Annotated in this window: 15 protein-coding genes; 4 read left to right on the top strand and 11 right to left on the bottom strand. The window is 66.0% G+C overall.

From position 1 onward, the window contains the following. Positions 1–50 precede the first annotated feature (50 nt). The 4 genes from E5679_RS08875 to E5679_RS08890 all read right to left on the bottom strand — a co-directional run bounded on the left by E5679_RS08875 (position 51) and on the right by E5679_RS08890 (position 3596). Positions 51–776: a sortase family protein gene (locus E5679_RS08875; RefSeq protein ID WP_171042303.1), complete on the bottom strand. Its 726-nt coding sequence runs from the start codon at positions 774–776 to the stop codon at positions 51–53. A gap of 124 nt (positions 777–900) precedes the next feature. Continuing rightward, entirely contained in the window at positions 901–1773 is an 873-nt protein-coding gene (locus E5679_RS08880; RefSeq protein ID WP_138414917.1) for a hypothetical protein, read from the bottom strand. A gap of 87 nt (positions 1774–1860) precedes the next feature. Then, positions 1861–2796, bottom strand: a complete 936-nt coding sequence (locus tag E5679_RS08885) for a RodZ family helix-turn-helix domain-containing protein (RefSeq protein ID WP_138414919.1) — start codon at positions 2794–2796, stop codon at positions 1861–1863. Positions 2797–2828: 32 nt separating this feature from the next. Further along, positions 2829–3596, bottom strand: coding sequence for a sortase family protein (locus tag E5679_RS08890; RefSeq protein WP_171042304.1), 768 nt, complete (start codon positions 3594–3596; stop codon positions 2829–2831). A 649-nt stretch (positions 3597–4245) separates the two neighbouring features. Between E5679_RS08890 and E5679_RS08895 the strand changes: the two genes are divergently transcribed. The 4 genes from E5679_RS08895 (at position 4246) to E5679_RS08910 (ending at position 14363) form a co-directional block, all read left to right on the top strand. Further along, complete coding sequence (locus E5679_RS08895; RefSeq protein ID WP_138415209.1) at positions 4246–4851, top strand: N-acetyltransferase; 606 nt, start codon at positions 4246–4248, stop codon at positions 4849–4851. Next, positions 4848–7442, top strand: coding sequence for a WecB/TagA/CpsF family glycosyltransferase (locus E5679_RS08900; RefSeq protein ID WP_171042305.1), 2595 nt, complete (start codon positions 4848–4850; stop codon positions 7440–7442). Before E5679_RS08895 ends, E5679_RS08900 begins: the two co-directional genes overlap by 4 nt. Before the next feature lie 124 nt (positions 7443–7566). Then, positions 7567–12867 (top strand): DUF4082 domain-containing protein, encoded by a 5301-nt coding sequence (locus E5679_RS08905; protein WP_171042306.1) that lies wholly within the window; start codon positions 7567–7569, stop codon positions 12865–12867. Between the two features lie 32 nt (positions 12868–12899). Continuing rightward, entirely contained in the window at positions 12900–14363 is a 1464-nt protein-coding gene (locus E5679_RS08910) for a glycoside hydrolase (protein ID WP_138414925.1), read from the top strand. Here E5679_RS08910 and E5679_RS08915 read toward each other — a convergent pair. From E5679_RS08915 to E5679_RS08945, 7 genes are read right to left on the bottom strand one after another with little or no spacing between them, the layout of a single operon-like run. Beyond that, positions 14347–15687 carry an O-antigen ligase family protein gene (locus E5679_RS08915; RefSeq protein WP_138414927.1) on the bottom strand — a complete coding sequence of 447 codons (1341 nt, stop codon included), beginning with the start codon at positions 15685–15687 and terminating at the stop codon, positions 14347–14349. The two genes, E5679_RS08910 and E5679_RS08915, sit on opposite strands and share 17 nt — an antisense overlap. Further along, complete coding sequence (locus E5679_RS08920; protein ID WP_138414929.1) at positions 15684–16319, bottom strand: hypothetical protein; 636 nt, start codon at positions 16317–16319, stop codon at positions 15684–15686. Before E5679_RS08920 ends, E5679_RS08915 begins: the two co-directional genes overlap by 4 nt. Positions 16320–16342: 23 nt before the next feature. Further along, positions 16343–17149 carry a hypothetical protein gene (locus E5679_RS08925; protein ID WP_138414931.1) on the bottom strand — a complete coding sequence of 269 codons (807 nt, stop codon included), beginning with the start codon at positions 17147–17149 and terminating at the stop codon, positions 16343–16345. A gap of 2 nt (positions 17150–17151) precedes the next feature. Continuing rightward, positions 17152–18054 (bottom strand): glycosyltransferase, encoded by a 903-nt coding sequence (locus tag E5679_RS08930; RefSeq protein WP_138414933.1) that lies wholly within the window; start codon positions 18052–18054, stop codon positions 17152–17154. Beyond that, the gene (locus E5679_RS08935; protein WP_171042307.1) at positions 18044–19228 is read right to left on the bottom strand and encodes a glycosyltransferase; all 1185 of its coding nucleotides are present in this window, start codon (positions 19226–19228) and stop codon (positions 18044–18046) included. Before E5679_RS08935 ends, E5679_RS08930 begins: the two co-directional genes overlap by 11 nt. After that, on the bottom strand, positions 19225–20274 hold the full coding sequence (locus tag E5679_RS08940) for a glycosyltransferase family 2 protein (protein WP_171042308.1): 1050 nt from the start codon (positions 20272–20274) through the stop codon (positions 19225–19227). Before E5679_RS08940 ends, E5679_RS08935 begins: the two co-directional genes overlap by 4 nt. After that, the gene (locus E5679_RS08945; RefSeq protein ID WP_171042309.1) at positions 20274–21719 is read right to left on the bottom strand and encodes an oligosaccharide flippase family protein; all 1446 of its coding nucleotides are present in this window, start codon (positions 21717–21719) and stop codon (positions 20274–20276) included. The genes E5679_RS08940 and E5679_RS08945 overlap by 1 nt, the downstream gene beginning before the upstream one ends. Positions 21720–21721: the final 2 nt, after the last annotated feature.

Below are 21721 nucleotides of genomic sequence, written 5' to 3' on the forward strand. Positions count from 1 at the left end.
GCCTCCTTTTTCACTGAGCGACATTGTTGAAGAGACCAGGGGTGGCATTTTCAGGTGCACTGTCCGCATCGGAAGGTGAGGAGGACGATGTCGGCGTCGGGATTCTCCACGCTGCAGGAGAAGACGACGACGAGGCAGGGGTCGTTGGGAAAGGTGAAGGCTTTGGACTTATCGGTGATCCTCCGATCTTCGAGGGTGCAGGGAACGGCTGTGCCGCTGGCATCGGTCAGGGTCGCCGGCTGCCCGGCGGACCAACCCGCGTAGCTGAGCCTGTTGAACGGGAACGTGCTGTCGTTGCAGAGCGGCACCTGCACATGGCAGGTGTGGGCGGCGAGGACCACGGGTCGCAGGGCCGCCGATTGGCCCGTGCCTTCAAGCCAGTGGCCTACCGGATCGAAGTTGTTCGCATCCAAGGGCGGGTCGACGGTCTGGCCCGGCGTCCAGGCCATCGGCACAACGTCCACCGCAAGGCCCGCCGCCGGCCACGCGAAGGCCTTCGGCGGGAGGGCGAGCGGAGGCGGGCTGGGCGGCGCCTCAGTGGCGGCGATGGCGGACGACGGCGGCGCGGTCACCTGCGGCGGCGAGGAGACGGCCGACGGCGGCGAGCTCGCGAGCTGCTGGGCGGCGCTCAGCCGGGCCTGGTCACGGGCGCTGGCATCGACCTGATGGACGACTGCCACGAGGGCGAGGGCGAGCGCGAGTACGAGAGGGAGCAGCCTGAGCCACCCCCAGTGGATGCGTCCCCGTCTCCGCCGGCGCACGCCGTCCCCCGTCATCCTCGCTTTCGCGCGCGGTCTCAACTGCTGGAACGCGCGAGCTTTGTGTCAACAGCGGGTTCAGTTCAGCACTGGTGTGAAAGCGCGAACTAGCACCAGAGAATGTGCAGTTCGGGATGTCGTCTCAGCGAATTCCTCTTTTTCCGGAGGACTTCTTTGGGTGGGAAAACTGCCGGTTGGCGGCCTGTTCCAGCGTCAGCCCGTCGCCGTTGTCCAGCAGGGAGACGAAGAGCGCCAGCGCCGCCGTGCCCAAGACGGACTCCCTCCGTTCGTGGTCCAGCAGGGGTTCGTCCACGCCGGCAAGGAGACGCACCCCGAGGCCCTCCGAGACCGACTGCAGGATGACGTTGAGCTGCCACGCGGAGACCCCCGGGCGGAGCGCAAGGTCGAAGGAACCGGCGATCTGCTCGTAGAGCTCGAACCAGGATGCGGTCAGGGAAGAGTACATCTGCTTGATGGACCGCGAGACCCCAGGGTCCGCGGCGGCCGAGGCAATGGTCAGCAGCTGCAGGCGATAGGCCGGCAGTTCGAGCACGAGCTTTGCTCCCTCATAGGCAACGCGGTGCACGGCGGTGGCGAAATCAGTCCCGGCCGAGAGCAGCTCCGTCGACCACTCCGCCAGGGCTCGGCGCATGCTCGCGTGGCGGGCGAAGAGGGCGTACGCGATGAAGTCCTCGAGGAAGTCCTGATGGCCGGCCCAACGGTCGCGGAACTTCGCCTCCGTGGGAACGAGCTCGGGGTAGTCCTCCCTCGCTCGGCTGAGGACCCGAGGTCGCGAGAGGTAGGCGAGCGTCGGCGGAACAGACTCGGCAGGGTCACCCCCGCCCAGCGAGAACACGTCCTCGGTGAGGGCGAGACCCGAGTTCAGGAAGGCCCGGGTCAGCTCGGAATTGGCGAGACGTGCCCGGTTCTTCGCCTTGATGCGGTTGAGCTTGGTGACGGTCGCGGAAAGGTCCTCGTCCTCGATTCCCGGGACGTCAGACTCGGGGCTGGGCATACGGCGAACCTCCTCAAACATCCGTGCCGTCGTCCCAACGCGGTTGGCGTCGGGACGACGGCACGCCCCCCAATGGGTCTTCTCTGCTTACAGATGACGCCCGCGCCGCCCCTTGGAGAACCGCGGGACCAGGGCGCCGAGGAGCATGAGCACTCCCGATGCGAAGAAGGCGTTCGAGGCCGTGGAGTCAGCCGCTGGCGCGGAGGCGGCCGTCTGAGCGCGGAGGCTCACCTCGCCGCCCTGGGCCACTGCCTGGCCCGCCGCCGCCGGCTGCACAACCGCCTGCTCGCCCCCGACTGGCGCCCCAGAAACGCCAGCCGAGGGACTCGCCGGCGTCGTCGCCGTCGACGACGTCACGCTCGTCGAAGGCGCAGGGGCCGACGACGGGCTGTTGCTCACCACCGGAGGCAGAGTCTTCTGCGTCGAGGGAGCGGGAGTCGTGGGCTCAACCACCACGGGGTCCGACGTCGGCGTCGAGGGCACAGGTGACGCCGACGTCGGGGCTGTTGTGGGCTCGGAGGTTTGGGTCGGCGGGGTGGTTACCGTCGTCACAGTAGGCTCCGTCGGCACAATCGTGGGGACGATGGTGGGAGTCACCGTCGGGATCACTGTGGGAGTCACCGTCGGGATCACTGTGGGAGTCACCGTGGGGGTGGGAGTGTTGACCGGGGCCACGCAGCCGTTCGCGTAGAGCGCCTGGCCCGCCGCATCCCAGTTCTGCCCGGCTACTTCCTGCGTCTGGCCCTGTGAATCGGTGTACGCGAAGGGCGGGAACACGTCATTTGTGTAGAGCGGCCGCGAGTTCACGATCGACGACTTGTTGGTCAAGACAGATACGTACTTGTTCCCCTGCGACCCAGTCAGGTGGCAGATCGGGATCTGCGGGGAGTCCGCCGCGCCGGGAGCGGCCATGGCAGGGCTCGTGACAACCCCGGCCACGAGGAGCGCTCCCGCGCCGGCCGCCAACAGGCCGCCGCTGTAATTCTTGGATTGAGGGTTCTTCTTAAGTGCGGGAATCAGCATCTTCCTGCCCGCCTCCTTTCAGTCTGGGATGGTCACGTGCATTGCCCGCAGCGGAATGTCACGAGGACAATCTGGCCGTCGGGATCGTCGTAATTGCAGGAGAAGGCAACCACGTCGCAGGGGTTGTTCTCGAAGGAAAATGCCTTCGACTTGTCGACGACTTTCCGGTCCACGAGCGAACAATTCACGACCTGTCCCTTCCCATCGGTCAGGGAGGCTGGCTGCCCCACTGCCCAGCCCTGATAGCTGAGTCGATTGAAGGGAAAGGTCGCATCGGTGCAGAGCGGCACACCCTGATGGCAGGTGTGCCCGGCGAGCACCACCGGCCGGACGCTCGATGACTGCCCCGTACCGACGAGCCAGTGGCCCACCGGGTCGAAGCCTTGGGCATCCAGCGGAGGGTCGACGGGCGCCGCCGGGCTCCAGTCCATCGGAACGACGGCGGCCGTGAGTCCCGCCGCCGGCCAGGAGAACGTCCGAGGCGGCAGGGCCATCTGCGCCAGTTGGAGGGCAGGCTGCGATGGGACGGCAGGCTCCGACGGGGCGGGAGCTGCCGACCGGACCGGGGCCGGCGGAGTAGCCGTGCCCGGCACTGCCGTGGGAGTCGCCGTGCCAGATGAGGAGAGTGGGGGCTCCGGAACCGAGGCCGCCAGCTGCTGCGCTGCCTCGGCCCGGAGCTGCTGGCGCGCATCGTCCCCGAGAAGATGCAAGCCCGCGAAGACGGCGAGCGCGGAGGAAAGGCCGAGGGCCAGAATTCTGACCCACCGCCATTTCTTCACCCGCGCATTTCGCCGCCGCATCACGACCCCCGAAATCGTTGTCCCCAGCTTTGACGGAGTGGTATTCGCCGGAAGGCCCCCGCACCTCCGGAATTTCCCAGCACGCCGGCTGGGCCGACGCGTCCGGCTGAATACCGAACTCCATGTATTCCAGTACAGCGGGCGGAATCCCGGGGGTCACCAGTAGTCGGTACCCGGCTTCCAGAGGGGCCCTGAAAGGCCACCTCTCAGGAGTACGCGGAATTGGAGAGAGGGGTACGCAGGTGGACTACGCAGACGGTCCGGGGGTGAGCGCAGATACTTGGAAATCGGCGTCTCGGCTCGAGCGGGAAGCCGCCTTCACGGAGCGCACCGCACTCACGCCCCACTAGGGCCGTGTGGCCCGTCTTGCTCGGTTCTTCCATGATTTTTCACAGTTTTCCGGCCCTCGCGCATCCCCGTAGTGAGTACGCAGGCACGCTCCGGCCCCCTCCGCCGACTACTTGCGGCCCTCGCGGACCCGTACTCGGGGGCTCGCAGCTCAAAACGTTGGCATCACCCGATTCTGGGGCGGGGAGGACCCGTTTCGTCCCGACCTCCTTGTCCGCCCTCTCCCCCGGTCCCGACCTTAGAAGTCAGGAGCAGCCGCGTGGCAGCTGCGCACCAGACGGTGACGGGGTTGGAGGGGTGCATGGTCCGGAACCATCAGACCGCGGAAATCGAAGAAGGAGCCGAGGTAGGCGAGGGAACCGTGGTGTGGCAGCACGCGCATATCCGGGCGGGAGCCCAGGTTGGCCAGGAGTGCATCATCGGCCGCGGCGTCTACGTGGGACCCGGTGTTCGCATCGGGAATCGGTGCAAGATCCAGAACTACGCGCTCGTCTACGAGCCTGCAGTCGTGGAAGACGGCGCCTTCATCGGTCCCGCCGTGGTCTTCACGAACGACCTGAACCCCAGGGCCGTCAATCCGGACGGCACGCTGAAGAGCTCCGACGATTGGCTCGCCGTAGGCGTGAGCGTGGGTACCGGGGCGTCGATCGGCGCCCGCGCGGTCTGCGTGGCGCCCGTCCGCATCGGTGCGTGGGCCACGGTGGCGGCGGGCGCCGTCGTCGTCAAGGACGTCCCCGACTACGCGCTCATGGCGGGAGTGCCCGCCCGGCAGATCGGCTGGGTCGGCGAAGCCGGCCACCGCCTCAAGGAGGACGTCCGCAACGGCAGCGGCGCCACGTGGCTGTGCCCGGTAACCGGGCGGCGCTACGTAGAGACCGATGGACGCCTGTGGAGGGCCGATTCGTGAGCAACCGGGTGACGCTCGGCGGCACTGAGGTGACACTGCTGGACACCGGCGATTCGGTCGACGCGATCCTCGGGGGGTGCCGGGAGCGCGAGCGGCCGCTCGGCGTGGTCTCGGCCAACCTCGATCACGTGTACCATTTCGGCACCGGCGGGAGGTGGCAGCGTTCGCTCGGGTCGTCGGACGTCGACTGGCTCACGCTCCTGGATGGCGCTCCACTCGCGGCGGAGGCGGAGCGCCTGACGGGCCGGCCTTGGCCCCGGCTGGCCGGCAGCGATCTCATCGGACCCATCCTGGACCGCTGCGAGGCCGAGGGGCTGACGGTCGGCTTCCTGGGTGGGAGCCCCGACGCCCAAGTCCTCCTGCGCGGACGCCTCGCGGAGAGACGGCCCCGCCTGCGCGTCTCCGGGTTCTGGGCCCCGAGCCGGGGCGAGCTCGAAGATCCGGCGATGTCCGCCGTCGTCGCCCATTCGATCGCCGCGGCCGGGACCGACGTGCTCGTCGTTGGTCTCGGCAAGCCGCGGCAGGAGCTGTGGATCGCAGAGCATGGGCCGGCAACCGGGGCGCACGTCCTGCTCGCGTTCGGCGCCGTCGTCGATTTCCTCGCAGAGCGCATCAAGCGGGCCCCTGTCTGGGTTGCCGAGCACGGACTCGAGTGGGCCTGGCGGCTCGCGCTCGAGCCCGCTCGCCTCTCGGAGCGCTACCTGGTCCAGGGCCCCGAGGCCTACGTGCGGATGCGGCGTCACAGCACTGATTCCGTGGCCAGCGGCCCAGTAGCGCTCTCAGCCGAAGCCCGCCGCTCCGCCGCCGTCGCCTCGGCCCGGTTCGCGCACCCAGCCGGCCAAGGCCTCTTCGCCCCCTCGGGCGAGCCTGCCGACGTCGCGGTGCTCATCCCGACCTACAACAGCGCCGACTCTCTGCCCCAGCTCATCGATTCCCTGCGCAGCGCCGCGCGGAGTCTCCGGCTGCGGGTCGTGGTCGCGGACAACTCCCCCGACCGCCTCACGCTGGACGCCATCGCACACTGCAAGGACGTCATCGCCTTCCGCACTGGCGGAAACCTGGGCTACGCCGGTGCCATCAATGCGGCGACCGCCGCGGCCGGCGAGGCCGAGGCGTTCCTCGTGCTCAACCCCGATACCGAAGTGCTCCCCGGCGCCGTCGACGCCCTCCTTGCCCGCTTGCGGGCCGCCGGCGCCGGGGCCGTCGTCCCCCTTATCCTCGAGGACGACGGCGCCCGCTATCCCTCGCTCCGACGCGAGCCCACCGCCATGCGAGCCTGGGGCGACGCACTGTTCGGTGCGCACCTCCCGCGGCGCCCCCAGTGGAGCGCCGAGACGGACTACGACGCCGAGAGCTACGCCCACGCCCACACCGTGGACTGGGCGACGGGCGCCGCGCTCATGGTCTCCGCCGACGCCGCCCGCGTGGTGGGGCCCTGGGACGAGCGCTTCTTCATGTACTCCGAGGAGACGGACTACTTCCGGTCGCTGCGGCAGCACGGGTTCGAGATCTGGTTCGAGCCCGCGGCGCGCGTGATGCACTCCGGAGGCGGCTCGGGAACCTCGAGCGCCCTCGCCGCGCTCATGTCAGTCAACAAGATCCGCTACATGCGCAAGCACCACCCGGGTGCCGCGGCGGCGTTCGCTACCGCCGCCGTCGTCACCCGGGAGGTGCTTCGCGCGTACGACGGCGATCATCGCCGTACGCTTGCACTCCTCCTCCGCCCCGGGCGGTGGGAGGCACTCCCCCGGCCCACTGCCCATCCTTCGGCGCAGGAGCACCCGGAGGGGTGCGTGATCATTCCTGCCCACAACGAGGAGGGCGTGATCGGCCGCACCCTCGAAGGGCTGCGCCCGGCGCTCGAGAGCGGGCGGGTTGAAGTCATCGTCGCGTGCAATGCGTGCACCGACCGGACCGCAGAGATCGCGGCCCACTACTTGGGGGTGCGGGTCCTTGACCTGCCGGAGCCCGGGAAGGCCCGCGCCCTCAACGCCGCTGACGCCGTCGCGACCCGGTGGCCCCGCGTCTATCTCGACGCGGACATCGAGGTTCCGCCCGCGGCGCTCGCCGGGATCCTCGCCGAGCTGTCGCGGGGCGAATACCTGGCCGGGCGGCCCGACTTCCGGTACGACACGTCCGGGTGCGACCCGTTCGTGGCCGCCTACTACCGGGCGCGCGTGCGGATTCCCTCGAATCGCACCGCGCTCTGGGGCGCCGGGTGCTACGCCATGACGGAGGAGGGGCACCGGCTTATGGGCGCCTTCCCCGAAGGCGCCGCCGACGACTACTTCGTGGACACCGTGTTCGATCCGGGGCACAAGGTGTTCCTCGACGGCGAGCCGGTGGTGGTGCGACCCCCACGGACCACGTCGTCCCTCGTCTCCACCCTCCATCGCGTGTACCGCGCCCCCGCCTCCACAGGAGGGGGCACCCCGATGCGGACGTTCCAGGGCCTCGTGGCCTCCGTGCGCGGACCGCTCTCCGCCCTCGACGCCGCGGTCTACGCGACGTTCGCCCTGATGGGGCGGCGGCAGTCGCTCCCGTCCACCGGCTCCCAGCTGTGGGAGCGCGACGAGAGCAGCCGGCGATGAGGCTTCCGATCAGCCGTGCCGTGACCGAAGTTCCCCAGTCCAAGAGCCCTTCCGAATCAAGAGCCCTTCCTAGCGAGGAGTCGCCGTGGGCCAGCGAGTAGCATCCCGATCCAGCCGCCGTTCCGTGTTCCAAAGCACCCGGCGGCCCCTTGCCGCGTGGGTCTCTGCGCTGCTGTTCGCGGCAGTCTTCGTCGCGATCGCTCCCCAGACGGCGGCGCCGCCTGCACAGGCGGCCGCCAATCCCTGCGCCGCGCCGGTGGTGAGCGCGGTGGCCTGTGAGAACACGCAGACCGGCACGCCCCAGACCGACTGGATGATCTCCGGCGCCGGCGACTCGACCATCCAGGGCTACGCCACGCAGATGAGCGCGAACGTCGGCGAGACGGTGACGTTCAAGATCAACACACCGGCAAAGGCCTACCACTTCGACATCCTCCGTCTCGGGTACTACAACGGGGATGGTGCGCGGAAGATCGCCGCGAACCTTCTGCCCACCGCGACCCTTCCTCAGACGCAACCCGCATGCCAGACCTTCTCTGACACGGGGCTCATCGATTGCGGAAACTGGGCGGCCTCAGCGTCTTGGACTGTCCCTGCCAACGCCGTCTCGGGCGTCTACATCGCTCACCTCGTCAGAAACGACACTGGCGGCAGCAGTTGGATCACCTTCGTCGTGCGAAACGATGCGTCGACCAGCTCTATCCTCTTCCAGACATCCGACGAAACCTGGCAGGCCTACAACACCTACGGAGGCAACAGCCTCTACCAATGCACCGTCGCCTGCCCGCCGGGCAACCCGCTCGCCTACAAGTCGGCCTTCAAAGTCTCCTACAACCGTCCGTTCCACACCGCTCTGGACGATCAGGGACGCAGCTGGCTGACCCAAACGGAACTCCCCATGATCCGGTTCTTGGAAGCCAACGGCTACGACCTGAGCTACCAAGCCGGAAACGATACGGCAACTCGCGGTTCGCTCCTCCTCAACCACAAGGCCTTCCTGACCTCAGGACACGACGAATACGTCTCCTATGATCAACGCACCAACATCGAGACCGCCCGCGACAAAGGCGTGAACATCGCCATGTTTTCCGGCAACGAGCTCTTCTGGCGGACGCGGTGGGAGCCGAGCCAAGCTGGAACTGCAACTGCCGGGCGCACACTCGTCTGCTACAAGGACACTCATTTCAACGCCCCCACAGATCCCGTGACGTGGACCGGAACGTACGCCGATCCGCGCTTCGGAACCGCAAACGGCGCTGGCAACCCCCAGAATTCGCTGACAGGCCAGTTCTTCAACGTCAATTCCGGTTCCACTGACATCACCGTGCCAGCGAGGTTTGCCGGATTGCGAATTTGGCGGAACACCCAGGTCGCTTCCCTCACGGGCAGCCAGACGCTCACCCTCGGCGCCAACCTTGACACCCTCGGCTACGAATGGGACATCAATCCTGACAACGGGTTCAGGCCTGCAGGGCTATTCCCGCTCTCCTCTACGACCAACACCAGCTCAGAGGTCTTCACGGACTACGGGAGCACAACGACGACCGGGAAGACGGCCACGCACAATCTCACCGAATACCGTGCTCCAAGCGGCGCGCTGGTCTTCGGCGCCGGCACGGTCCAGTGGTCCTGGGGGCTTGATAACTTCACGACCGGCGCCAAGACGGACGCGAACATGCAACAGGCCACCGTCAACCTGCTCGCCGACATGGGGGCACAGCCCGTGACCCTTCTCGCTGGACTCAAGGCCGCCACGGCGTCGACCGACACCACCGCGCCTACATCGACGATCACCGCCCCCGCGGCTAACGCCTCCGTCGCAGACGGCACCGCCATGACGATCTCGGGAACGGCGAGCGATACCGGCGGCGTGGTTGCCGGAGTCGAGGTCTCGACCGACGGCGGCACCACCTGGCATCCCGCCACCGGCACCACGAGCTGGACGTACTCCTGGGTTGCGCACGGCAATCCGACCACAACCATCAAGACTCGCGCAGTCGATGACACCGGCAATCTGGAGAAGCCGGGCGCCGGCATCGTGCTGAGCGTGAACTGCCCATGCTCGCTCTTCGGCACGGGGACCAAGCCCGCGAACCCCGATTCGGGAGACCCGAGCTCGGTCGAGGTCGGAGCTCAGTTCTACTCGGACGTGGCCGGAACCATCACCGGCGTCCGCTTCTACAAGGCCGGCACGAACACGGGCACCCACGTCGGGAACCTGTGGACCACTTCCGGCACCCTGCTGGCGACTGCGACCTTCTCGGGCGAATCGACCTCCGGGTGGCAGAGTGTGACGTTCTCCAAGCCTGTCGCCATCACTGCCGGGACGCGGTACATCGTCTCCTACTACGCACCGAAGGGTCACTATTCCGAGGACTCGGGCTACTTCTACAACAACCCATCACCGCAACCGGCGGGCGGAGGCTCGGTCGACTTCCCGCCTCTTCACTTCACGCGAAGCCTGCCGGGCGCACCCAACGGCTTCTACGTCTACAACAATGGGTCGGCGTTCCCGAACAACCCGTACAACGCCGAGTACTACTGGGTGGACGCGATCTTCCAGCCGTCGGGGCCCACTCCTCCGGCAGTCACTTCGACATCGCCGGCATCGGGCGCAACGGGCGTGGCAGTCAACGCTGCCCCTAGCGCAACCTTCAACCAGGCCGTCACGGCCTCGTCAGTGTCCTTCACCCTCAAGGACGCCAGTGGAGCGACAGTCAACGGCACGACGGCGCTCAACGGAGCAGGCACCACGGCAACCTTCACGCCTTCCTCCTCGCTCGCGTACAGTACGCAGTACACGGCGACCGTCACCGGCGCGACCAACTCCACAGGGCAGACCATGTCTCCGTATTCGTGGAGCTTCACCACGGTTGCCGCGCCGCCCGCGCCGACAGTCAGCTCGACCTCGCCTGCTTCCGGCGCGACCGGAGTAGCGGTCAGCGTTACGCCAAGTGCGACCTTCAGCCAAGCCGTCACCACGTCCTCAGTGACCTTCACGCTCAAAGACGCGTCCGGGACATCCATCTCCGGCAGCACCTCCCTGAACGCTGCAGGCACGACCGCGACATTCACGCCGTCGTCGGCTCTCGCCTACAGCACGCAGTACACGGCGACGGTGAGTGGCGCGACCAACTCCACGGGGCAGACGATGGCCTCCCCGTACACGTGGAGCTTCACGACCGCCGCGGCGCCGCCGGCACCGGCAGTGAACTCGACCTCGCCGGCTTCCAATGCCACGGGTGTTGCGATCAGCGTGACGCCGAGCGCAACCTTCAACCAGGCCGTGACCGGTTCATCTGTGACGTTCACGCTCAAGGACCCTGGCGGTAATGCGGTCAACGGCAGCGCGGCACTCAACAGCGCAAGTACGACGGTGACCTTCACGCCGACGTCGGCTCTCGCCTACAGCACGCAGTACACGGCGACCGTCAGCGGAGCCACGAACTCCGCAGGTCAGACGATGGCCGCGCCGTACACGTGGAGCTTCACCACCGCCGCGGCGCCGCCCGCGCCGAACGTGTCCTCCTCCAATCCGGGGCCCGGCGCCACAGGGGTGGCAGTGACGGCAACTGTCAACGCGACCTTCAGCCAGAACGTGTCCGCATCGTCGATCCAGTTCGTGGTCACGGACCCGACGGGCGCGAGTGTCGGCGGAAGCGTCTCCTACTCGAGCGCCACAACAACCGCGACCTTCACGCCTGCTGCCGCTCTCGCCTACGGGACGCAGTACACCGCAACGGTGAGCGGCGCCACGAACTCGACGGGCCAGACGATGTCGCCCTACAGCTGGAGCTTCACCACTGCAGCGGCACCGCCCGCCCCCAATGTGTCCTCGACGATCCCCGGCCCAGGGGCCACCGGAGTTGCAGTCACTTCTCCGGTCAGCGCGACCTTCAATCAGAACGTGACGGCATCGTCGGTCCAGTTCGTGCTCAAGGATGCTTCGGGCGCTACGGTAGCCGGCTCGGTTTCCTACTCGAGCTCGACGACGACGGCGACGTTCACTCCGACGTCAGCGCTCGCGAACAGCACGCAGTACACCGCGACTGTGAGCGGCGCCACAAACTCGACGGGTCAGACGATGTCGCCCTACAGCTGGAGCTTCACCACAGCACCGGCCTACACCTGCCCGTGCTCGGTCTTCGCCTCGAGTGCCACGCCCGCAACCGCGAGCGCCAATGACACCAGCGGTGTCGAACTCGGGATGAAGTTCCAGACCGACACAGCGGGCCAGGTCACTGGGGTTCGCTTCTACAAGGGTTCGCTCAATACGGGAACGCACGTCGGAAATCTGTGGTCGGCGAGCGGAACAAAGCTTGCGAGCGTGACCTTCTCCGGCGAATCGGCCTCTGGCTGGCAGCAGGCATCCTTCTCGACGCCAGTAGCGGTAACGGCCAACACGACCTACGTCATCTCCTACTACGCGCCGAATGGCGGTTACGCCTACACCGGCAACGGCTTCGCGTCTGCCCAGGGATCCTCGCCGATCTTCGGTCTCTCGAGTGGTTCGTCGGGCGGAAACGGCGTGTTCTCCTACGGCTCGGCCTCGACCTTCCCGACCGGATCGTTCAACGCCACGAATTACTGGGTCGACGCGGTATTCAATGCCGGCTCGACCTCAGCGCCGAAGGTCGTGAGCGTTTCCCCGAGCCAAGGGGCAACATCGGTTGCGGCCACGACCACTGTGTCCGCCACCTTCGACCAGGCGATTGACACTTCCTCGGCAACCTTCAGCCTCGCCCCGAGCGGCGGGTCCGCGGTTGCCGGGAACACGACGACCGCTTCGACCAACGGCACCTACACGTTCACTCCGAGCTCGGCGCTTGCGGCCAACACCACCTACACGGCTACCGTGACGGGCGTGAAGAATGCTACAGGCCAGGCGATGACTTCCGCCTACAGCTGGAGCTTCACGACGGGATCTGCGTCGTTCACGTGCCCCTGCAGCATCTTCGGCGCCTCGTCCACTCCTGCCACGCCGAACGTCAACGACGCGAACGCCGTTGAATTGGGTGCCCAGTTCACTGCAGACGTCTCGGGATCGGTGACGGCAATCCGGTTCTACAAGGGAGCGCAGAACACGGGAACCCATGTCGGCCACCTATGGACGGCGAGCGGGACCCTGCTGGCAACCGTGACGTTCACCGGTGAAACCTCGAGCGGATGGCAGACTGCGACGCTCTCGAGTCCGGTCGCAATCAGTGCGAACACGACCTATGTCGTCTCGTACTACGCTCCGAACGGTTTCTACTCGGCGAACGGAGGCTACTTCAACACCGCGGCTGATGCTCCCCCGCTGCACGGCCTGGCGAGCACGGCAAGTCACCTGAACGGGCTGTACCGGTACGGCGCCTCGGCATTCCCGACGGACAGCTACAACGCGACCAATTATTGGGTCGACGTCGTCTTCGCTACACCGTGAGCGGAGTTGCCAAGAGGAGAGCGCGGCGACGGTTGACCGCCGCCGCGCTCGGCCTCATCCTCCTGCTGATCGCGGGCTGCGTGGCTCCCGAGCCCGAGACCACCTCCGCGCCGGCCGCGCAGCGCCCCACAGCGGCCCCGCCGATCCTCGATTCAGAGAACTCCTCTCCGGCATTGCCGCCCGCAGCGGTCACGAGCGGAGCCCTCACGACTGATGAGCTCGTGATCGATGCGGGCAGCAGGCAGCAGATCGTCAGCGGTTTGGGGATCGACGCGAATGTGCACAGCTGGAAGGGCGGACAGCTCAAACCGGCGATAGATGCCTACTCCGCCTGGGGTCCCCTGACGTGGCGCGTCATCATCGAGAAGTCCGATTGGGAGTCCGCCCAAGTGGGTGACCCAAACGCGATCGATTGGGCTTACTACAACTCGGTGCTCACGTCTCCGAAACTCGAAGATCTCTGGGACACCATCGCCTACATCGAATCAAAGCCAGGCCAGACGGTCTCGCTGAGCCTCATGGGCGGGGTGCCAGCGTGGATGGGAGGAACGCACATCCTGCCCGATAAAGAAGACTATTGGGTGCGGATGGTTGCCTCACTCGTGGGCTACGCCCGCGAGAAGCGGGGACTGAAACTGAATCTCCTCAGCCCACTGAACGAGCCAGACCTCAACGGAATCGAAGGTCCTAAAGTCGACCCAGACCAGACGGTGCGGTTGTTTGACAAGCTGGGACACCGACTGGAATCGATGGGACTCGGGGACGTCAAATTCGTTGCACCCGACGCTTCAAGTGTGGAGGGCGCGAAAAGTGCGTACGCGCCCCTTCTGATGGCCGATCCCTATGTACGGTCGAAGATCGCGCACCTAGGTGTCCACACCTATTCGGGTGACCTGGCGGACCTCCCCTCCACGCTCAAAGAAGGCGACCCCGACGTGTGGGTCACCGAATTCAACACCGCGTGCGACAGCTGCGACAGCGGAGTGAAACCGGACGATTCATGGAATCGCGCGACGTCGACTGCTTCGATTCTGCTCTCCCTGCTTGAACAGGGAGCCTCCGGGGCCCAGTTGTACGATGCTTGGGACGGCTTCTACGAGCATCACGGGGCGTTCGGCTATTGGGGGGCTTTGGCCTACGACGCCCAGAGCGGCACCTACATTCGGCGCCAGACCTTTGAGGTCCTCAAGCTCCTCTATAGATACCTGCCCCCTGGCTTCGTTCGAGTGCGATCTCACGGGGCATCTGCCGTCACGGCAGTGGCCTTTGCCGATCCCCGGTCCGGGGCGCTGACAATCGTCGGTGTCAACGGCACAAGTTCTTCCCAGCGATTCCGCATTTCGGATTCATCAGCTCGCAGTGCCTTCTCCACCACGGAATTCTCGGCCCTCACGGATGACGGCGTGACGTCATCGCCCCAGCCCCTCTCAGACGCCTCAAGCCTCACCGTATCCGTCCCGCCCGATTCCGTCTTTGCCGTCAGCGCAAAGCGCTGACACCATCGGCGGAACGTTGCGACGAATTGATGTCGAGGCCAACGAAGATTCCGCCTCGGGCTGATGACACGCGGTGGTAGGCGCCAGCCAAGCCGGCGAGAAGGAAGATGAAGGCCGACGAAAGCGGGAAGGACAGCGCGTCGAAGAAGGTGAAGCTCACAGCACTCGCGCAGACCGCTGCCGCGATCGAGCTCCCGATCTGCCTCTGGAAGGGGGTGCGCGCATGCATGGATGATCGCCAGGCGGCGCCAATTCCCAAGACGAACAGGCTGACGACCGCAATCAGTCCCACGAGACCGAGCTCGACGACCACACCGAGGTATTGATTGTCCAAGTAGACATAGCTAGGCAGGAGAGTCCCGAATCCCCGTCCGAAAATTGGTGTCCGCGCTACCATGCTGAAGGCCACGTCATAACTGTTGACGCGCGAAGCCACGCTGGGGTCGCCCGCGGCCCCGGTGAACATCCCCACGATGGTTCCCGCAAATCCCGGAACCGAGACGTACACGACGCCGAAGAGCCCCACTCCGAGCATCGAGGCAAAGAGCCTGCGCCTCGGGGGCCAGGCGGCGAAGAGAACACACACCGCCACGATGGCCGCGACAAGAGCGGAACGCGAAACCGACAGGAGGGTGGCGGCTCCCATCGCTGCAGCCGGCCACCAGCGGGAGAGGAGGCTGCGCTCTCGGTCCTCGAGCGCCAGCCCGAGGGCGAGGGGGAGAATTGCGCAGAGGACCAGCCCGTATTCGAGCGGATGTGTTGCTGTTCCCGCCGCACGGACAAAACCGCCCCTCTGGTCGATTGCGCCCGCAGTGTCACCGGTCATGCCCGGGATGCTGATCCAGCCGAGCAGAGAACTCTTGGTCACGAACTGCGCCAATCCGAGAAGCGCCATGAGGGCGCCCGCCGTGACGATCCGGCGAACCATGATGATGATGTCGTCCATGCTTCGCAGGCCATCGTGGACCAGAAGGAAGAGCCCGCACCATCCCACCAAGCGGAGCAGGCCCGTGTCCGCAGGGCTTACCTCTGCAACCGGCAATCCCCTGAACATCGCGGCTGCATAGCTCGCGAGCACCGCGAGGAAGACCGCAGCAAGCGCCCATCGTACAGGCTGGAAGCGCCACGGCGTCGGTACGTGACGGCGGAGCCGGTCCGCCAGCCACCACGCGAACATGATGAGAGTCAGCAGCGTGGTGGGGCGCCCCACCGCCCCGATGACGGAGAACGTCAGGTACGAAGGCACGAAGCACAGGATCAGGAAGATCGACAGCATGGTCTTCGCGTCGAACGTCCTCCGGATCGCGTGTGAGAACGTGCTCACGCCGTCATCCTCCCCCGACGCGCGAAATTCCTGTGCCTGATGGATCGGTCCAGAATGGCGATGGCCATGCCGGTCAGGAATACGCCGATGGACACCAGCGAAGCCTCCGCCCTCATCCGTGTGCCAAGGGATGCTCCACCGTCGACAACCTCAACCGAGGAGACGGAGGTTGAGATGAAGGCATCGGGTGGGATCGACAATCGTGCCTGAAGCTCAGACGCCGCCGCCGTGATCTCTTGAATCAAGGAGCTCGCCTTGGCCGCCGCCATTTCTGGTGTCGCGGCGACCGACTCCACTTGCAGTCTGGGCTGGTTGTACTCCACTGACCACTGGCCGCCCGAATTCGGCAGCACAACGGTGAAGCCGTTCCGGACCCCGGCACCGACGAGCGAGCCTCCGAAGGAAGTGCTTTCCTGGGCCTGCCCGTCGTCAATGGCCAAACGCACCATGGCCGCGAAATTCACCAGAGCTGCAAGACCGCCGTCGTCCGTCTTGGAGAGTGAGATGGAGCCGGGCCAGAGGAAGGTAACGGATCCCCGGGCCGAGTAGACGTGCTGCCCTGGCCACAGGAAGACGCAGCTGGCGGCGACCGCCATGAGCATGGCAACGACGGCATACCATCGTCTGCTCATTGCAGCGAAGAATTCGGCGGGCGTCATCGCGCCGCGCTCGCACTCCGGCTCGGCCTCCGGTGCATCCCCCTTGCCGGCTCCTCAGGGTCCTCCTCAGCCGAGGCAGTCCGCTGCTGCGCATCGGCGTCGACGTGCGCGGAGACAAGGAGAGCAGCATACGCCGGTTCCGCCGCGTGGCTGGCGGAGCCAGAACGAGCGGCAATCTTCCGCCCGCCGCCACCCTCCCGACGTCGCTTCTGGCGCAGGAGCAGGCCGTCCAAGAGGGCCGTGAACAGCACCACGAGAACGATCCCTGCCGCGCCGACGGCTCCCACTGCCTGGATCTGTCCCTTCGTGTCGGGGACAGGCGGCGACGGGTCGGCAACTGGCATCGACGAAATGCGCGACGTCGCCGGCACGTGCAGCGAGTCCTGCATTGCCGTGAGCTCGGTGGGGACGTCGGCAAGAATTGCCGCCAGAGCCTGTTCCGCCGTGGCTGAAGATCTCGCCTTCACCGCCACCACAAGGATTGAGCTTCCCGACGTGACGTCCGGCAGAGCCGTGTACGACATCTTCGGGTACTGCGCCGAGAATTTATCCACCGTCTCGGCGGCCGCCATCCGTCGAGTGAGCACGTCCATAGCCTGCCCCAGCCCGCCGAGGAAGAGGTAGGGGTTGCCTCCGGATCCCACGCTCTGAGCCGAAGGGAGCAGGACAAGGCTACCGCTCGCCTTATAGTCGACCGGGACGGAGACATACGCGAGGGCGCACGCCGCACCGACGACGATGAGTCCTGCTAGAGCCGCATACCACCTTCGTACGAGAGCCCATCCCACCATTCTGAGCTTCATTGTCACGCATCCTTACTGGGCGTTGACGCCCCCCGTCTTCCCCGCATCCGGTCCCGAACACGATCTAGCGCCGACCGCCCGGCTGTGGCCACAATGACGCGCTTGGCAGCGCCTCGAGCGGCCTCGCGACCCCAGCGAAGAGGGCGCCTGACGGAGGAATCGAACAACCGGTCCATTTCAGAAGGCTGGAGCCAGCCGTCCTCAAAGATTCCGGGGAAGAGTGCTGCGTAGGCGCCCGGAGAAACCATCGTGCCGTGCACGCGATTGCTCACATTGGTGCCATGGATGACCTGCAGCCAGGCCGGTTCGCCCCAACCGAGCTTGACGGGCATGTGCCGATGCAGTTCGTTATGCCAGTCCTTCCAGCACGTCGCAGCGTCCTCCCAGCTTGAGCTCACGCTGCAGAACGCGTTGACGCGGTCCACGCGCCGGTAGACGAAGGGGACTGCACCGATGAGACCTCGAGCGAGGTAGATGGCGGCCGTTGAGCCGTGCTCGGCCAGGCCTTGGATGCGCTCGATGAAGTCGCGGGCTATAGCGTCGTCGTTGTCCAAATTCGTCGTCACCAGAGTCCTCGTGTGCGCGCCGGAGACGTTCGCCAGGTCGGACAACAGCTCGCCTGCACTGACCTCGGAGCGGAAGATCGGCGTGAGTGGGCTCCTTCCCGCCCACGCCTCAATTCGCTCTCGCAACCACATCGGACTTGCCGGATCAAAATAGGCGATCCATGAAAAGGCCTGAGTCGATTGTGCTGAAACCGTTGGCAGACAATATCTCTCGAAGAGCGACACCCGCTGCTCGAGCCACCCCTCACGCTCCCGCACTGAACGCTCAAAGCCGGGAGATGGCAGGTTGAATCGCGTCAGGATGACGTGGTCGACCGCATTCCGCGTTTCAGCGTCCATCAGAGGCCCCCGCACGTCTCAGGCCGATCCCCAGAACCGACGCCACCGCTTCGGCCCGACGATCCCAGCTGTGGTCTTGGGCCAGGTTTCGCCTCCGTAGGTCGCCGGCGGCATCCCTCCCCAGGGAGAGCAGTCGATCGACCTCACCGACGAACCGATCGGGTTCGGACGCGACATGGATGTCCTCCGAGCCGATCCACTCGACCCCCGGAAGCGGTGTGGACACCACGGGGAGGCCAGCCGCGAGGTACTCGAGCGTCTTGAGCGGAAAGCTCGCCAGGTTGAAGCGGGACCTCGTGTAGGGCACCAGGGCGACTTCTGCTCCGGCCATGTAGGCCGGCAGGCTCTCGAAGGGCCGTGGTCCGACCCACTGGACGCCAGGGAGCTTCGCAAGAGCCTCGAAACGAGACCTTTCTGCCCGCTGATGCAATGGCCCCACCAGCAAGAGGCGAATGTCCTCGGAAGCCAGCCGCTCGAGAATGGTCAGATCGATGCGCTCACCCAAATGGCCCACGAATACTGCGTAGGGGCGTTCCAGCGATACATCCGAGGGGACATCTTCCGTCGCCGATCGGGAGAAATGCTCCGCATTGCAGCCGAAAGGCACGAGGTGCGCGTCCCTGCCTCGGCTTCTGAGGGCTGCCGCTACGCGGGGATTAGCGGCAATGACAACGTCGGCACTCGCCACGAGCCGTGCGTCCCCCCGCGCATAGGATTCGGCTGCCCCACCGACCAGACCTGCCAATGCCTCAAAATCGTCCTGAGCCCAATAAACAGTCCTCGACTCACCGATACCGCCGGAGATGGGTGCGAGGACATTTGCCTCAATTGAAGCGAATGGATCAGCGGCCAGTCGGCGGAGGGCGGCCCGGACCTCGAAGGCCGAGAGTCGCGCATTGATGTTCGTGATGCCCCTGTGGGAAATGCCGGGGAGGCCCTCGGGCTCGAGACGAGCCAGTCTGGGGCCGAGAAAAGTCAGCCCTGGGCGGGCCCTCCGTGCAGAGCTCCAGCCGCGCTCGCGGATCCGCGTCGCGGCGGACTGCACTGGATCCACATAGAGCACCGGCATGAACTGAGACAGACTCGTGGCGAGCTGCTGGTCCGCCATCCACATGTCATCCCACCGGTTGGCCGCGTTGAGGACGATCGTGCGTCCGAAGGGGGCCATGGTCATGCCACCCCGGTCCTTCGGATTCGGGCCAACTCGGCGGTGGCGGCCATCCGCCGGTGTGCGCGCCCAACGACGGACAACGCCTTCCGCGCGAGGGCCCTTTCGGCGAACGTCTGGCGCCGCCGAAGCGCAGACCATGCGTCCAAGCCGTCGAGCTCCACCCCCTGTTCGTGGGCAAAGCCGATATACCTCGCAGCCAACGGCCCATGACCACGACCCAGATCGTATTCCCGGGCAGCCCGCGCCAGCGCTTCTCGCGCAAGCGCCGTCCGAGCAGAAACGGCTGTCGTGGCAAGTTGCGGCGACGACAGGAACAACTCGAACATCCGCGACCGTTCTACGAGATCGCTCAAGTCGTCTTCCCCGAGATGCATGTTCCCGCCATGGATTCGGTAATAGGCCTGCGGGGGTCCTTCGATGCGTCCAACACGACCGAAGGTAGCGGCCTGAAGCCAGAAGTAGAGGTCTGCCGTATGCGGAAGGCGAGCGTCGTAGCCTCCTGCCCGTTCCACCACTTCCCGGCGGACGATGGCCTCTGGATTGGCGATGACGTTCGTGGCACGGCGGCAGATCCGCTCGATCCACTCGGAGCCACTCCATACAGTCCAGGAGACTGGGCGTTTGACGGGGCGCGGAGGCTCCTCCGAGAACGACGGCGCCCTTCCATAGACGAGCGCGAGGCCGGGTCTTGCCTCAAAGAGGGCTGCCGCACGGGCGAGGGCGCCGGGGGCGAGGAGATCGTCGGCGGACAGCAGGACGACGTAGTCGCCTCTGCACAGCCGCAGGCCGTCGTTGTAGGTTGCGATATGGCCGGCGTTGACCTCATGCACTACTGCCGTGACCCGCGGATCTGAGGCCGCGATACCTTCTGCCATCCGCGCACTGCCGTCCGGAGAGGCATCGTCGACGACGATGACTTGGACATCTACACCTGGCTGCTCGAGAACGCTCTGAACCGCGCGCGGAAGAAAGTGGCCGTAGTTGTAGCAAGGGATGACGACGGAGACCGTCGGCCGCCCTGTCAGCGGGGTAGGACGCATCCGCCGCATCACATACCTCCAACAGGTGATGGGCGCGGTTGTCTCAGGAGCGCGACCCGGGCCCGCCAGACGGGCCGTGTGCCGAGTACGTAGATGCCGGCGCCGATCGCCCCTCCGGCGAGAATCCTCAGCCATTCGGGAGAAATGGGGATGGTGACCGTGAAGGCGACCAAGGAAGCGACGGCGGTTGCTGCGACCGGTCGTCCCAGATCCCGCCACAAACCGCCGAGCGAGCCGGGAACCGCGCGACGGACCAGCAGAACCTGCACGGGAAGGACGACGCCCAGCAACACCACCACATGGGCCCACGCGACCCCCATGAGGCCAAGAGGACCCAATCCCACGAGCATTCCGGTTGACAGGGCAATCAGCCAAATGCACTGGACGAGGAAGGCGGAACCAGTGCGCCCTACTGCCACGAGAAGGTTCGAGAGCATGAGCTCAACGAGCATCGGCACGCTATACAGCGCGAGCACAGCCACAACGGGTGCCGCGCCGGCCCACGCCGGACCGTAGAGGACAGCGACGATCTCGTGAGCGAAAACGGACGTGAATCCGCAGAGGGGAAGCGCTATGAGGAATACAGCGCTTCCCCATGACCGGATGCTCGCTCTCAGCCGATCGGAGTCATCGTGGTGATCCGAAAATGCCGGCATCGCCACTGAGTTCAGCGCTGATGAAAGCACTGAGACCGATAGCGAGGCAACGGAAAAGGCGACTGAATAGATGCCGAGCAGCGCGGGCCCCATCGCACTGCCCACAAGGGCAAAATCCGCGTTGAGCAGTGCATAGCCGACCACGTTCGCTCCGGCCAGCGGAAGGCCGAAGCGCAGCAGGAAGTACAGGGCCTTGCCGTCGATCCGAGGCCAGATCCAGTGGCGCCCGAGCACGAGCAGGCCGATGCCCGTGATGCTGGCCGTCAGAACCTTTGACCATGCGAAGGACATCGCTCCTGAGCCGCCCAAGGCCAGGAGCAGGAGCAGCGCGCTCGACGGCACAAATGCGATGGCGCTCGCGGCAAAGAGCGACCGCTGTCGGAAATCCCTTGCGAGGAGGGCGCCCGGAACGGATGAGAAGCCCGAGGCGACAACGCCGAGCGCGAGTACTCTGATTGCGCTTGCGGCCTCGGGGGCCCCGAGGGCGTGAGCCAAGGGGTCGGCGGCGAGGACCATGATGAGGGCGAGCAGTCCGGACCATGCCCACGCGATAGCCACGACCGTGGGGCCGTAGTCCTCGACCGAGAGATCGCGGCGGATGAGCGCAGAGGCAACTCCGAGTTCGCTGATGGACGTTGCAATCGTCCCGACAACGAGGGCAGCGGTAAAGACGCCGAAGTCATGGGGCGAGACGAGGCGGACGGCCAGGACCATGAGGAGGACGTTGGCGACCCGCATGACCAACGTATTGATACCACTCCACAGGGCTCCGGAACCGACGCCGGCTTCGCCAGCCATGC

The sequence above is a fragment of the Sinomonas gamaensis genome (assembly GCF_005876955.1).
Taxonomy (GTDB): domain Bacteria; phylum Actinomycetota; class Actinomycetes; order Actinomycetales; family Micrococcaceae; genus Sinomonas; species Sinomonas gamaensis.